The organism is Bacillus sp. FSL L8-0167 (genome assembly GCF_038630295.1).
GTDB classification, from domain to species: domain Bacteria; phylum Bacillota; class Bacilli; order Bacillales; family Bacillaceae; genus Bacillus; species Bacillus safensis.
Map to the genome: position 1 here is coordinate 3,383,307 of NZ_CP152027.1, position 13,948 is coordinate 3,397,254.

Below are 13,948 nucleotides of genomic sequence, written 5' to 3' on the forward strand. Positions count from 1 at the left end.
CCTATATTGTACACATTTGTCATCAAAAAAACAGCCAGCACGAATCTATCGTACTGGCTGCCTTTGTCGAGATCATTATAGTGCTTGAGCTGCTGTGATAAGCGCAAGGTTGTAAACGTCTTCGGCATTACAGCCTCTTGATAGATCGTTTACTGGCTGGTTTAAACCTTGAAGGATAGGACCTACAGCTTCAAAGTTACCTAAGCGCTGTGCAATTTTGTAGCCAATGTTTCCAGCTTCAAGGCTAGGGAAAACAAATACGCTGGCGTCGCCTTTGATGACGGAATCTGGCGCTTTTTTCGCTGCTACTGAAGGAACGAAAGCTGCATCGAATTGGAATTCTCCATCAAGTACAAGCTCAGGTGCCTTTTCTTTTGCAATGCGAACTGCTTCAGATACTTTTTCTGTTTCGTCTGATTTTGCTGAGCCTTTTGTAGAAAAGCTAAGCATTGCCACACGTGGCTCGATATCAAACATTTTTGCTGTGTTTGCACTTTCGATCGCAATTTCAGCTAGATCTTGGCTGTCTGGTGCAATGTTGATTGCGCAATCAGCAAACACGTACTGCTCTTCGCCGCGAGCCATGATGAAGACGCCAGATGTTTTCTTTACGCCTTCTTTTGTTTTAATGATTTGAAGTGCTGGACGCACTGTATCAGCAGTTGAGTGTGCCGCACCGCTCACAAGTCCGTCTGCAAGACCTTTATACACAAGCATTGTACCGAAGTAGTTTTCATCTAGTAATGCTTTTCTTGCTTGCTCTTCTGTTGCTTTGCCTTTACGTCTTTCTACAAAAGCTTGTACAAGCTCTTCAAAACCTTCATATGTATGAGGATCATACACGTCAACACCATCAAGTGTAAGACCTAGTTCTTTTGCTTTAGCTTCAACTTCTTGTTTTTTTCCTACCACAATTGGCTGCAATACTTTGCCATCTGCTAATTTTTGAACGGCTGTTAGAATGCGTTCGTCCATTCCCTCAGGAAAAACGATCTTAACTCCTTTACCTGCAACCTTTTCCTGAACTGTTGAAAAAATATCTGCCACTTCAATACCCTCCTTGATTTTACAAAAAAAGCGTTCTCTTTTAAGCATACTCTTCTTCTACCTAAATTCAAACTACCAACTTACATTATAGCGCTTACAAATTAAATTCTTATTTTTCAAACTAATTTAATCAATTTTGATAAAAGCTGTTTTCCTCGTTCAAGTTTTGATCACATCTCCATTTGGACAAACTATGTTATAGTTGGAACAGATGGAAAACTGTTAATAGGAGTGAAAGAAATGAGCGAACAACATACAACAAATGAAGCAGCTCAAACACTAGATGGCTGGTATGCACTGCATGATTTTAGAACAATCGACTGGACAGCTTGGAAGCTGCTGACAAGTGATGAGCGCCAAGCCATCATTCATGAATTCACAGGTCTATTGGAAAAATGGAAAACAGCTGAGCATGATAAGGCTGGGAGCCAAACAATCTATAGTATTGTCGGCCAAAAAGCAGATATTATGCTCATGATTTTACGTCCGACAATGGAAGAACTAGGTGAAATTGAACTCGAATTCAACAAGACACGGCTAGCAGAGTTTACGATTCCAGCTTATTCTTATGTTTCAGTTGTTGAGCTCAGCAACTACTTAGCAGGAGGCGGCGATGGCGGAGATCCTTATGAGAACCCGCATGTACGTGCTCGCTTATATCCAGAGCTTCCTTCTTCTCAATACGTGTGCTTCTATCCAATGGATAAAAGACGTTCTGGCAATGACAACTGGTACATGCTTTCCATGGATGAGCGTAAATCTCTTATGAGAAGCCACGGCTTAATTGGCCGAAGCTATGCTGGGAAAGTAAAACAGATCATTACAGGTTCTGTTGGTTTTGATGATTATGAGTGGGGCGTTACCCTTTTCTCTGATGATGTGCTTCAATTTAAAAAATTGGTTTATGAAATGCGCTTTGATGAAGTCAGTGCACGCTACGGCGAATTTGGTTCCTTCTTTGTTGGAAACCGATTAGCAAACGAGCAGCTGGCGTCTTATTTCCATGTATGATAAACTCTTAAGGCTTCGGATCTCTCCGAAGCTTTTTTATGTATTTGTTTAGAAAGGTGATCACATCATGAAAAACTTCCCCATCGCTATTTTTGCGTTAACGCTCGGTGCGTTTTCGATTGGCATGACTGAATTTGTCATCATGGGACTTTTACCAAATGTCGCAAACGACCTTCATGTATCAATTTCTGCTTCAGGACAGCTGATTACTGGATATGCACTTGGTGTCGCAGTTGGCGGACCTATTTTAACGTTATCGACTGGAAAAATATCGAGGAAACGTCTCCTCATTCTGTTAATGATTCTTTTCGTTGCAGGAAATGCTGCTGCCGCTGTCTCGACCTCTTATGGTCTATTAATGGCCGCCCGTATTTTAACGTCATTTGCTCATGGAACCTTCTTTGGCGTCGGAGCCATTATGGCTGCACGGCTTGTGCCTAAAGAGAAAAGCGCAAGCGCGATCAGCTTCATGTTTACAGGACTGACAGTTGCCAATGTACTCGGTGTGCCGTTCGGTACCTTTATCGGAAATCAATTCGGCTGGCGTATGTCTTTTCTAGTCATTGCCGTCATTGGTCTCATTTCCTTAATTGGTATCATCAGCTTAGTCCCAAATCAGTCGAAAGAAGAAGTACTCGATATTCGAAATGAAGTATCCGTTTTGAAAAAACCACAAGTACTCGTTTCCTTTGCAATGACCATCTTTGGTTTTGCTGGTGTATTTACAGCCTTTACGTATATCAGCCCAATCTTGCTGCAAGTCACTGGATTTCAGGAAAATGGGGTTACGCTCATCCTTGTCCTATTTGGACTTGGGGTCACTATCGGAAATTTAGTTGGCGGAAAGCTTGCTGACTGGAAGCTGATGCCAAGTATTATGGTGACACTGATCCTGCTCATTGCTGTCCTGTTATTGTTTACAGTCACTTCCGAATTCAAAGTGCCTGCCGTGCTGACCATTTTTGTTTGGGGAATCATTTCATTTATTCTTGTTCCTACCTTGCAATACCGCACGATGAACATGGCACATGAAGCACCGACACTCGCATCGACGCTCAGCCATTCTGCCTTTAATATTGGGAATGCCGGCGGTGCAGCGCTTGGCGGTCTTGCTATCGAAATCACACATTTACAGCTTGTTCCGTTATTTGCTGCAGCTGTGACATTTATTGGTCTTATCATTACAATTATGAGCTATCAGTCAGATAGACGAACAAAAAGGACCTGAGTCAGGTCCTTTTTTTATTTCACCACGGTCATTTCTGGCTCTTCTATTGGTTTCACACGTTCCTGAATGGGATGGGAAAAAGAGTGCTCTGACAAGACAATATGGGAGACGGTTTTTGTAAATCCAGATACTTCTTGAATAAAGGCTTCAATTTCTTCAAGAGAAGAAACTGACAGCTTAATGAAAAAGCAAGACTGACCTGCCACTCGATAAGCAAAAAAGGCGCGTGGATGCTCATTCATAAAAGCCACAAAACGCTGATACTCCCCATTTAACACCGTAACTTCCAGCAGGCAGTCAATCAGAAGCCCTAATTTTTTATAATTGACCTGAACAGAATACCCTTCGATAATCCCTGCATCCTCTAATTTACGCACTCTTTCTGCTACCGCAGGTGCTGATAAATTCACTCGTTTGGACAATTCCCTCATGGATAAGCGGGCATCTTCTTTCAATTCATTTAAAATATGCACATCTACATCGGTGATTTTCATTCGTACCTCTCCTATCCAAAAATCGTTCCATTTGAAAAGTATTTGATGATAATACTTATGATATGAAATGTAAAATAAAACTAAATAATGGTAGAATTTATTTTAACGGAATTGAATGAAAAAGCAAGTATGGAGGGATTACTTGATGAAAGAATCTTTAGACAGCCAGGCTTCTAAAACATTTCCCATCACACTTGCCATCGCACTCACACTTGGCGTTTTTGCTGCGGGATCGGAAGAGCTGGTGATTTCACCGCTGCTGCCTGATTTATCAAACTCCTTTCAGCACTCTCTTGATATTCTCGCTCTTTCCATCAGCATTTATGGGTTAGCTGTGCTGGTTGGAGCTCCGCTGCTCGTTCCTTTAGGGGACCGGTATTCAAGAGAGCTGTGTTTGATTATTGGGCTGTCTTTCTTTTTGATTGGCACAGTGATGTGTGCTGTTGCCCCAAATTTGGCCGTGTTTTTTGCAGGCCGTGCTATTTCTGGGCTGGCGACTGGTGTATTTGTGCCAACAGCCTATGCTCTTGTAGGCGACCGGGTTCCATACGAGTATCGCGGCAAAGTGATGGGACTCATTGTATCGAGCTGGTCTCTTTCTCTTGTCCTTGGTGTGCCCATTGGCGCCTTTATCGGTCAAAGTTTGAACTGGCGCTGGACATTTTGGATTTTCGCCATGATGAGTCTCGTTGTCCTGCTGCTCGTCATCCTTGAATCTCGTAAACAAGTCGCCACAGCTGATCCGAAGGCATCTCAAGCTAGGGAGAAATCAGGCTCTATATGGGGGGCTTTAAAAATCGACCGAGTCCCTGCCTATTTGACCGTGACATTTTGTAACATGCTTGGATTTTATGGCATGTACTCATTTTTAGGAGCATACCTGCAAAGTCTGTTTTCCGGAGGGCAATCAACAGCTGGACTTCTGATCATGGCTTATGGTGTTGGCTTTTCCATGAGTATGTTTACTGGGAAATTAGCAGATTGGTTCGGCAAAACACGTTCACTTTACTTTGTGCTGGGCGGCATTACGCTTGTTCTTGCCTTACTTCCTTATGCACCGTTCTCATGGACATTGCTCATTTTTGCTTTATTTATTTGGGGTGCCATGCAAAGTTTATCTGTCACGCTTTTGAGCACCGTCCTGAGCGACTGCTCCCAAACCCACCGAGGCAAAGTGATGGCTTTTTACAGCCTTGCTTCCAATCTTGCCGTAATGCTTGGATCAGCTCTGATGGGACCTGTTTATGTCCATTTCGGCTATCATACAGTAGGGCTTGTATGTGCACTCATTACGCTTGTTGGTTTTCTCATCAGCTTCGTCAGCTATAAACGTGAAAAAACCTTACAGCAGAAACATAAAAACACATTTGAAACGTGAGCTCATTTCACTGCACATCTCGATATGTGCAGTTTTTTAGATCAATTTTTAATATCATCATAAAATACATTTTTTATAAATTTTGTTGACAATTACCAATTTTATTTTTTATAATCTAGTAAAAATTTGAAAAAGATTGGATGGTAAGGTAAACATGATCTTAAAGAATGATGTTTTTCATTTCAAAGAAGAGCCCATCGTTTCACCTAAGATGTTTACAGTCAATACATTAGGCCCTAAGGGGACAAGCAGTGAATATGCAGCAAAACATTTCATCTCTCATTCCACCACTACACTCGGCACTCATACGAAACTATCCCTTTACGACACATTCGAAACTTGCATTGAACATACTCTCTCTAACGCACTCCAATACACTCTCGTTCCACACGCATACGAAGGAATTAAACACTTCTACATGAGACCTGACCTTCAGCTTTTACAAATATTCAGATGTGACACGCCCATGTATGGTTTGGCTGTCAGACCAGATTTCCCCTTTCAAGAACAAATGCTTCACCACTTAAAAATTGTTTCTCATCCTGCACCTGTGAATTTGATTCAATATTTTATTCATCAAAATGCTGAATTTGAGCTTGTCAATTCTACAAGTACAGCCGCACAAAAAGTAAGAGACGGCGAATTTGATTTCGCTTTAACCAATGAGGTGGCTAGAGCTACATACGGCCTCACCTTCATTCGAACATTTAAAAGCATTCCTATGAGCTGGTCTATATTCGGAAAAGGAGAGATGTAACATGACAACTGAACGAAAGGTGCAAGAATTATATTTTCCTCAAGCGAAAAAACGAGAATGGGATAATGGTGTCATCCAATATTCTACTGTCAGAGGCGATACGGAAGTGTTAATTTCATACGTCCCTCCTCACACGATCATCGAACCTCATGAGCATCCAGAAGCACAAATCGGCATCGTATTAAAAGGCGAGCTTCAAATGACGGTCGGCCAATCGACCCAATTGCTCACCCCATTAGAATCAGCCTATATTGCACCACCATTCGTTCCTCACGGCGCATCGAATCTGACAGATGAAGAAGTGATCGCCATTGATATTAAGAGATTGAAAGATGGCGAGGAATATACGGCTCCTCCTACTTATTTCTTAGACATTTTCAAAACGCGTGATTTACTTCCTGGCATGGAAGTGACTTTTTTTGTGGAGGACTGGATGGAGCTTATGATTGCCAACATTCCGGGAAATGGCGGGGAAATGCCTTTTCATAAGCACCGTAATGAACAAATCGGGATTTGCATTAGCGGTGGGTACGATATGACGATTGAAGGCTTTACAGAAAAGATGGAATTTGGCACGACCTACTTCTGTGATCCAAAAGAAGATCATGGCGCCATTAATCCAAAGCCAGAAGCATCAAAGTCTATTAATCTCTTCTTCCCTCCACGCTATAACCGCTTAAAGCCAAAAGCGCCTAAGGTGAAGAAATGAACATTGCCGGAAAAGTCGTCCTGATTACAGGAGGTGCGTCTGGGATTGGGCTTGCCGCCGTCAAGCTTTTCCTTGAGCACGGAGCAAAAGTAGCAGTGGCTGATATCAATGAAGATAGCGGTAAACAACTCATTGAATCATTGCCTCATGAACATGCTGCGTTTTTCAAAACAGATATTACGAATGAGTCAGACTGTCAAAAAACCGTTCAATCCGTGCTGAGCCAATTCGGGACAATTGATGTTTTGATTAACAATGCAGGCATCGAAATTGTCTCACCTATTCACGAGATGACACTGGAGGATTGGAACCACATTCTACAGGTCAACCTGACTGGTGTATTTCTTATGAGTAAGCATACATTGCCGCATATGCTTGAAAAGAAAAGCGGAAGTATTATTAATACTGGATCTGTCGGAGGTCTCGTTGGCTGGCCTGACATTCCTGCATACAACGCAACGAAGGGCGGTGTCATCCAGCTCACCAAATCGATGGCGATCGACTATGCCGCTCATCAAATCAGGGTGAATTGTATCGCACCAGGCATCATTGATACGCCATTAAATGAAAAATCCTTTTTAGACAATCATTCAGAAAGTCTTGAGGTTGTTAAAAAGGAAAAAGCAAAGGTGAATCCCTTGCTTCGTCTCGGAAAACCTGAAGAAATTGCGGGCGTGATGCTGTTTCTCGCCTCTGATCTATCCAGCTATATGACTGGAAGTGTGGTCACAGCAGATGGCGGATACACCGCTAGATAAAAAGGAGTGCTTTCATTGAGTAAAAAAACCGTACTTGTCATTGCTGACTTAGGAGGATGCCCGCCCCATATGTTTTATGAAAGCGTGGCGGCATCTTATCATATCGTTTCCTATATCCCTAGACCCTTTGCCATTACAAAGGGTCACGCTGAACTAATCGAAAAATACTCCATTGCCGTCATCAAAGATCGTGATTATTTTGAGACACACCCTTCTTTTGAACACCCTGATTCTATTTACTGGGCACATGATGATTATCTGAAATCAGAGGAAGAGGTGGTGGATGACCTAGTCCGTGTGGCTTCCTTTTTCAAAGCTGATGCCATCACCACCAATAATGAATTATTCATTGCACCAATGGCAAAAGCCGCTGAGCGGCTGGGGCTGCGCGGCGCTGGGGTAAAAGCAGCTGAAATGGCACGTGATAAAAGCCAAATGAGAGCTGCATTCAACGCTGCTGGTGTCAAAGCGGTGAAAACTCAGCCTGTCACGACTTTAGCTGATTTCCAGCAAGCTATTGAACAGATCGGGACACCGCTTATTTTAAAGCCTACATATTTAGCAAGCTCCATTGGCGTGACCCTTTTTCATGACAGAGCCGGCAGTGATGATCTCTTTTTAAACGTACAATCCTACTTGCAAACGATTCCCGTCCCAAACGCTGTGACATATGAAGCACCATTTGTCGCTGAAACGTACTTAGAGGGTGCTTACGAGGATTGGTATCAGGAGGGTGGCTATTCTGATTATGTCAGTGTAGAAGGGTTAGTCGTGGAGGGAGAATATATCCCTTTTGTCATTCATGACAAGACCCCTCAAATCGGTTTTACAGAAACGGCTCATATTACTCCCTCGATCCTAGACAATGAAGCCCAGCAAATCATCATTGAGGCAGCTAAGAAGGCAAATGAAGGGCTGGGCCTTGAAAACTGTGCGACCCATACAGAGATCAAGCTCATGAAAAATCGAGAAACAGGACTGATCGAATCCGCAGCTAGATTTGCTGGCTGGAATATGATTCCGAATATCAAAAAAGTGTTTGGGGTGGATATGGCCAAGCTGCTGATCGATGTATTAGTCGATGGAAAAAAAGCGGAGCTGCCAAAAGAGCTGCTTTCTGGACATACGCATTATATAGCAGACTGCCATTTATACCCTCAGCATTTCAAAGAAAGCGGACACATACCGGCAGAGGCCACACACATCACCATTGATCATATCCATATTCCGCAGGATGCTTTAGTTGGAGATACTGTGATCGTCAGTGAATCTGGCCCGTCCAAAGGCACCTTTGTCGATCTATCTTTATTTGAAGCCTTTAATGGCATCGTGTCGCTTGAGTTAAAAGGGTCATCCTCACAGGATGTTGCAGCATCCATCCGCAACTTACAGAAACAAGCTGCCCTTCATTTAATGGATGAATTAGTCAAGGGATAGAAAGAGAGGGTAACGTGGTGGAGATCTTACCATCTAACATAATGAAACGGCTGCCAGAACAGAAATTTGGAACCGTATTTGAGAAAATTGCGCAAAAAGCACAAAACGGAGCGAACATCATAAACCTTGGTCAGGGAAATCCCGATCTTCCTACTCCTGCACATATCGTAAGCGCCCTTCAAGAGGCGGCAGGCACTTTGCAGTTTCAGCAATATGCACCTTTCAGAGGCTTCGACTTTTTCAAGCAAGCCATTGCAGATTTCTACAAAAAGGAGTTCGGCCCTGAGATAGACCCACAGAAAGAGGTTGCTCTTTTCAATGGAGGGAAAACAGGCCTTTATGTCATGAGTCAGTGTCTGCTTGACCCTGGGGACGTTGCCCTCGTCCCCGATCCAGGATACCCAGAATATCATTCTGGGATCTTGATGGCAGACGCAAAGCCCTACTGCATCAAACTTGAATCGAAAAATGGCTATTTGCCGAATCTCTCTTCAATTGATCCGGAGGTACTCAAAAAGGCAAAGGTTCTTTTCTTAAATTATCCGAATAACCCAACAGGTGCTGTGGCAAATGATGCATTTTTTGAAGAGACTGCTGATTTTGCATCAGCTCACGGACTGCATGTCATTCATGATTTTGCCTATGGTTCATTTCATTATGAACAAAAACCCGTAAGCTTTCTAAACGCTCCTCTTGGGAAAAGCGTAGGAGTGGAATTATATTCTCTATCCAAAACATTTAATATGGCAGGATGGAGAGTCGCTTTTGCTGTAGGTAATGAGGACATCATCCAAGCCATTAACGCCTTCCAAGATCATGTGTTTGTCAGTATGTATGGCGGATTTCAACAAGCTGCAACTGTCGCCTTGCAAAGTGATGACCGTCACATACAATCATTAAAAGAGGTCTACCTTGAACGAATTCACTTTTTCATCCGTCAGGCAGAAAAGCAGCTAGGATGGTCCATCGAACGTCCAGCTGGCGCCTTTTATTTATGGGCTCCAATCCCTGATGATTTTGAACATTCTCATGAATTTGCTGACTATTTACTCGAACATACTGATGTCGTTGTCACGCCGGGGGGTGTGTTTGGAGCACATGGAAGCCGTCATGTCCGCATCTCAATGGTTGCTCCAATTGAACAGCTTGCCCTGTTTATCGACCGGCTTCGCATCCTTCCAATTCGCTTTAATCAAAAAACCCGCATATAGCGGGTTTTTGATGTCATATACTTTTCATCGAACCACCATCGACGGATATTTGTTGTCCTGTAAGATAGGAGGCTTCCTCTGATGCGATAAAAGCGGCCAATGAAGCCATTTCACTCGCTGACCCCACTCTTTTCATTGGAATTCCTGACGCTACAGCCTGTACAGCTTCTTCCCGCGATAATGCCTGTTTACGCATCATGTTTCCGATAAATTGTTCATACCGATCTGTAGCTATAAATCCCGGATTTAAACAATTCACTGTGATCCCTGAAGGTGCAAGCTGTGTGGCAGCATTTTTACTAGCATTAATAATCGCTGCATTCATCATACTGTTCGTAAACATTTGGTCGCCAGGCTCCTTCCATAGGTTCCCGACAATTTGAATGATCCGGCCATATTCATGTCGTTTCATCATCGCTGCCGCACGCTTCATCGTATCAATGTACGCAAGGGCTTTTTGAGAAAATACTGCCATCATCTGCTCGCTGTCACACGAATCAAAGGTATCCGGCTTCCCCCCTGGAATGTTATTAATCAACACATCCAGTCTGCCAAACTCTTTTTCTATTTTCGTAAAAGCCTCAGCCCTCACTCCTTCATCTGACATGTCCCCACAGAAAAGAGCCACCGGCTCCTTTGTTTCTGCCATACGCCCAATGTGCTGCTGCGCTTCTTCTAGTGAGGATTGATTTCTAGAATTGATGATGATCTTTACATTGTCTTGAGCGGCAAGCTTTACGGCGATGGCCTTTCCAATCCCTGTACTTGCTCCTGTTACAAACGCAATTCTTTTAGACAAACTCATCCACATCCCTTTTCTTATCAGCTTAGTACATATACATAAAATGACACATATAGAATGTATTTCAACAAAAAAAGACCTTTCTCCTGCGAAAGGCCCCCCGTTCTCTATTTAAATGTCGTTTCCCAATTAAACCCGATCGTTTCGTCATTCCAGGCGATTCGCTTTTCATCTGGGTTATTCGGGTCATACGATTCTGTTGTGAAATACACAATTTGCAGCGGCGTCTCACCTAGTACACGATAGCCATGCGCGACACCCTTTGGGATAAGAAGCAGCATCGGATTGTCTTCCCCCATATAATACACATCGGTTTGCCCCTTTGTGGGAGAGTCGTCACGCAAATCATATAACACGACCTGCGCATGACCTGCAGGGAAGAACCAAACGTCGTCTTGTTTTTCATGATAATGAAAGGCTTTGATCACGCCTGGAAAGCTTTTCGACCATGACGCCTGCCCAAAGCGTTTCAGCATCGGTTCATCATCTCGAATGAGCTCTGCAAAAAAGCCGCGGTCATCACAATGTTTCATAAGTTTTTTCGTTTGAACACCATCAATCATGCTGTTGCCATCTCCCTTCTTTCTGCAAATATTCGTAAAGTGCATCCTTCCAATGCCTCGGCTGCCAGCCTGTGGCTTCAATCGCTTGAAGATCTAAGACAGAATAGGCTGGGCGAGGCGTTTGGAAGCCGTACTCTTCCGTGGAAATCGGCTCAATTGTGGCGGACAGGCCGCTTTTCATCACAATTTCTGACGCAAAATCAAACCAGGAACAGCTTTCTCGATTACTGACATGATACACGCCTGCCTTCTGATCAAACAAATGAATCAAGGCCTCAGCTGCATCCTTTGTATAAGTAGGAGACCCTATTTGATCGTTCACAATGCGCAAATGATCCTTCGTTTCAGCGAGCCGAAGAATGGTATTCACAAAGTTATGCCCCTCATGTCCATAAAGCCACGAGGTACGAATGATTTTCACTTCATCTGACACAAGCTGAATCAATTCCTCACCAAGCTTTTTACTCTTTCCATAAATGGTTTGAGGATCTGCCTGTGCATCGATTTGGTAAGGGGTGTCCGCCTGCCCGTCAAACACATAATCTGTACTGACATGTAACACATCAGCGCCTGCGCGCTTTGCTTCCAGGGCTGTATAGTAGGCGCCAATGCCATTCACAAGATACGCCTTTTCGGTTTCTGTTTCACATTGATCAACAGATGTATAGGCTGCTGCACTGACAACAATATCAGGCTGATAGTGTCTCATCGCATGTCTAACTGCCTGCTGGTCTGTGATATTGAGCATGTTCCTCGTTAAGGCAATGACGGTCATGTCTTTTTCTTTGAGCTGTCTGCTCAATTCTTTCCCTAATTGGCCGCCTGCACCGGTGATTAAAACTTTCATCCGTCACCCTTCTTCGCTCTGATCGTATTTGGTTCGATACCAATTGATCGTTTTTTCGATACCTTCTTCAAATGACGTCTCCTGCGTCCAGCCGAGCTCGCCTTTTAGCTTACTTGCATCAATGGCATACCGTCTGTCATGTCCTTTTCGGTCTTGAATAAACGCAATTTGATCATGACTGATTCCAAGCTGCGATAGAATCGTTTTGGTTAAATCAAGATTTGTTTTCTCATTGCCGCCGCCAATATTGTATACCTGCCCGGCTGTGCCGTTTTCGAGCACCTTCTTCACAGCTCTCGCATGGTCCTCTACATACAGCCAATCGCGAATTTGCCGGCCGTCTCCATAAATCGGGATTTTCTCTCCATTGACTGCTTTTCTAATAATGGTCGGTATTAATTTTTCCTCATGCTGATACGGTCCGTAATTGTTGCTGCATCGTGTAATCATCGCGGGTAATTGGTAAGTGTGGATAAAGGATTTTACAAGCAGGTCTGAACTCGCCTTGCTTGCTGAATAAGGATTGTTCGGTGAGAGTGGTGTTTGTTCTGTGAAAGCAGGATCATCTGGCTCCAAATCTCCATATACTTCATCTGTTGAAATATGAATGAGCTTTTTCGCCTTTCCATTTAAAACAGCTTCAAGCATACGATACGTTCCAAGGACATTTGTTTGAATAAAAGGCTCTGCCGATTCAATGCTGCGATCAACATGCGATTCTGCCGCAAAATGAATGATCGCATCATAGACTTCGTCAAATGCTTGATCCAGCTCATGCTGAAGGCTAATATCCCCTTGAATAAACCGAAAATGAGACAACTTTAATAATTCATCCATCTCGTCTGGATGACTGGCATATGTTAATTTATCAAAAACGGTGAGCCTGACATTTGTATCCTGAAGCAGCAGCTTCACAAAATTCAGTCCGATAAAACCCGCTCCGCCTGTAATTAAATAAGACTTCGTCATTCGGATCCCTCTTTTTTCTTCATCGTTTCAAACATTTTCGCAGATGCTTCGTGGAGAGATTCATGTGTTCCTGCATCAATCCACCACCCTTTTAACATATCATAGGTCAGCTGGCTATTTGAGATATAGAGATTGTTCACGTCTGTAATCTCTAATTCGCCTCGATCTGACGGCGAGATTCTCTCAATATATTGAAAGACTTCTTGATCATAAAAATAGATGCCCGTGACGCAGTAGGATGAGCGCGGATGCTCCGGCTTTTCCTCTATTGATAAAATCTGTTGACGGGCGGCATCAATTTCTGCAATGCCAAACCGCTTTGGATCTGCCACTTCTTTCAACAGAACCTTGGCTCCTCTATCTTGCTGCTGAAAAGCTTCAACAAAAGGGTTTAGCGAATCCTCAAATACATTATCACCAAGCATCAGCACAAACTTCTCCCCTTTGACAAAGGGCTTTGCATAGGATAAGCCGTCTGATATCCCAGACGCTTCAGGCTGTACCTGATATACGATGTTCATCCCCAATTCCTGATCGCTTTCAAGCAGTTTTTGAAACAACGGGATTTGTTCTTCTTGTGATATAACCATCACATCTAAAACCCCTGCTTCCTTCAATTTGAACAATGACCAATAAATCATTGGATATGGACCAACCGGCAATAAATGTTTATTGAAAATCTTCGTTAAAGGCGCCAGTCGTGATCCCTTTCCTCCTGCTAAAATAACTCCCTTCAC

15 protein-coding genes are annotated in these 13,948 nt (G+C 43.3%); 8 read left to right on the top strand and 7 right to left on the bottom strand.

Annotation, left to right across the window (positions count from 1 at the left end):
- Positions 1–75: 75 nt before the first annotated feature.
- Entirely contained in the window at positions 76–1,047 is a 972-nt protein-coding gene (gene pta, locus MHB66_RS17510) for a phosphate acetyltransferase (protein ID WP_024423792.1), read from the bottom strand.
- 240 nt (positions 1,048–1,287) lie between these two features.
- On the opposite strand from pta, the gene hemQ reads away from it, so the two are divergent.
- Together hemQ and MHB66_RS17520 are read left to right on the top strand one after the other, a co-directional pair.
- On the top strand, positions 1,288–2,058 hold the full coding sequence (hemQ, locus tag MHB66_RS17515; RefSeq protein WP_034281267.1) for a hydrogen peroxide-dependent heme synthase: 771 nt from the start codon (positions 1,288–1,290) through the stop codon (positions 2,056–2,058).
- Positions 2,059–2,125: 67 nt separating this feature from the next.
- Entirely contained in the window at positions 2,126–3,286 is a 1,161-nt protein-coding gene (locus MHB66_RS17520; RefSeq protein WP_046312886.1) for an MFS transporter, read from the top strand.
- 14 nt (positions 3,287–3,300) lie between these two features.
- Here the strand turns inward: MHB66_RS17520 and MHB66_RS17525 are convergent, their stop codons facing one another.
- Positions 3,301–3,780 carry an Lrp/AsnC family transcriptional regulator gene (locus tag MHB66_RS17525; protein WP_046312884.1) on the bottom strand — a complete coding sequence of 160 codons (480 nt, stop codon included), beginning with the start codon at positions 3,778–3,780 and terminating at the stop codon, positions 3,301–3,303.
- A 145-nt stretch (positions 3,781–3,925) separates the two neighbouring features.
- Between MHB66_RS17525 and MHB66_RS17530 the strand changes: the two genes are divergently transcribed.
- The 6 genes from MHB66_RS17530 (at position 3,926) to MHB66_RS17555 (ending at position 10,030) form a co-directional block, all read left to right on the top strand.
- On the top strand, positions 3,926–5,158 hold the full coding sequence (locus MHB66_RS17530) for an MFS transporter (RefSeq protein ID WP_046312881.1): 1,233 nt from the start codon (positions 3,926–3,928) through the stop codon (positions 5,156–5,158).
- A gap of 154 nt (positions 5,159–5,312) precedes the next feature.
- Complete coding sequence (locus MHB66_RS17535) at positions 5,313–5,915, top strand: bacilysin biosynthesis protein BacA (protein WP_024423797.1); 603 nt, start codon at positions 5,313–5,315, stop codon at positions 5,913–5,915.
- A gap of 1 nt (position 5,916) precedes the next feature.
- Positions 5,917–6,624, top strand: a complete 708-nt coding sequence (locus tag MHB66_RS17540) for a cupin domain-containing protein (protein ID WP_046312879.1) — start codon at positions 5,917–5,919, stop codon at positions 6,622–6,624.
- Positions 6,621–7,382, top strand: a complete 762-nt coding sequence (locus MHB66_RS17545; protein WP_034281272.1) for a glucose 1-dehydrogenase — start codon at positions 6,621–6,623, stop codon at positions 7,380–7,382. The genes MHB66_RS17540 and MHB66_RS17545 overlap by 4 nt, the downstream gene beginning before the upstream one ends.
- Positions 7,383–7,397: 15 nt before the next feature.
- A complete protein-coding gene (locus MHB66_RS17550; protein ID WP_046312877.1) occupies positions 7,398–8,819 on the top strand; it encodes an ATP-grasp domain-containing protein in 1,422 nt (473 codons plus the stop codon).
- A gap of 17 nt (positions 8,820–8,836) precedes the next feature.
- Positions 8,837–10,030 carry a pyridoxal phosphate-dependent aminotransferase gene (locus tag MHB66_RS17555; RefSeq protein WP_046313464.1) on the top strand — a complete coding sequence of 398 codons (1,194 nt, stop codon included), beginning with the start codon at positions 8,837–8,839 and terminating at the stop codon, positions 10,028–10,030.
- A gap of 13 nt (positions 10,031–10,043) precedes the next feature.
- Here the strand turns inward: MHB66_RS17555 and MHB66_RS17560 are convergent, their stop codons facing one another.
- From MHB66_RS17560 to MHB66_RS17580, 5 genes are all read right to left on the bottom strand, one after another.
- Entirely contained in the window at positions 10,044–10,835 is a 792-nt protein-coding gene (locus MHB66_RS17560; RefSeq protein ID WP_269199619.1) for an SDR family oxidoreductase, read from the bottom strand.
- A 104-nt stretch (positions 10,836–10,939) separates the two neighbouring features.
- Positions 10,940–11,395, bottom strand: a complete 456-nt coding sequence (locus MHB66_RS17565) for a dTDP-4-dehydrorhamnose 3,5-epimerase family protein (protein ID WP_046312875.1) — start codon at positions 11,393–11,395, stop codon at positions 10,940–10,942.
- Entirely contained in the window at positions 11,388–12,242 is an 855-nt protein-coding gene (gene rfbD, locus MHB66_RS17570; protein ID WP_034281275.1) for a dTDP-4-dehydrorhamnose reductase, read from the bottom strand. Before rfbD ends, MHB66_RS17565 begins: the two co-directional genes overlap by 8 nt.
- 3 nt (positions 12,243–12,245) lie before the next feature.
- Positions 12,246–13,211, bottom strand: a complete 966-nt coding sequence (rfbB, locus tag MHB66_RS17575; RefSeq protein ID WP_046312874.1) for a dTDP-glucose 4,6-dehydratase — start codon at positions 13,209–13,211, stop codon at positions 12,246–12,248.
- Complete coding sequence (locus MHB66_RS17580) at positions 13,208–13,948, bottom strand: sugar phosphate nucleotidyltransferase (protein WP_046312873.1); 741 nt, start codon at positions 13,946–13,948, stop codon at positions 13,208–13,210. The genes rfbB and MHB66_RS17580 overlap by 4 nt, the downstream gene beginning before the upstream one ends.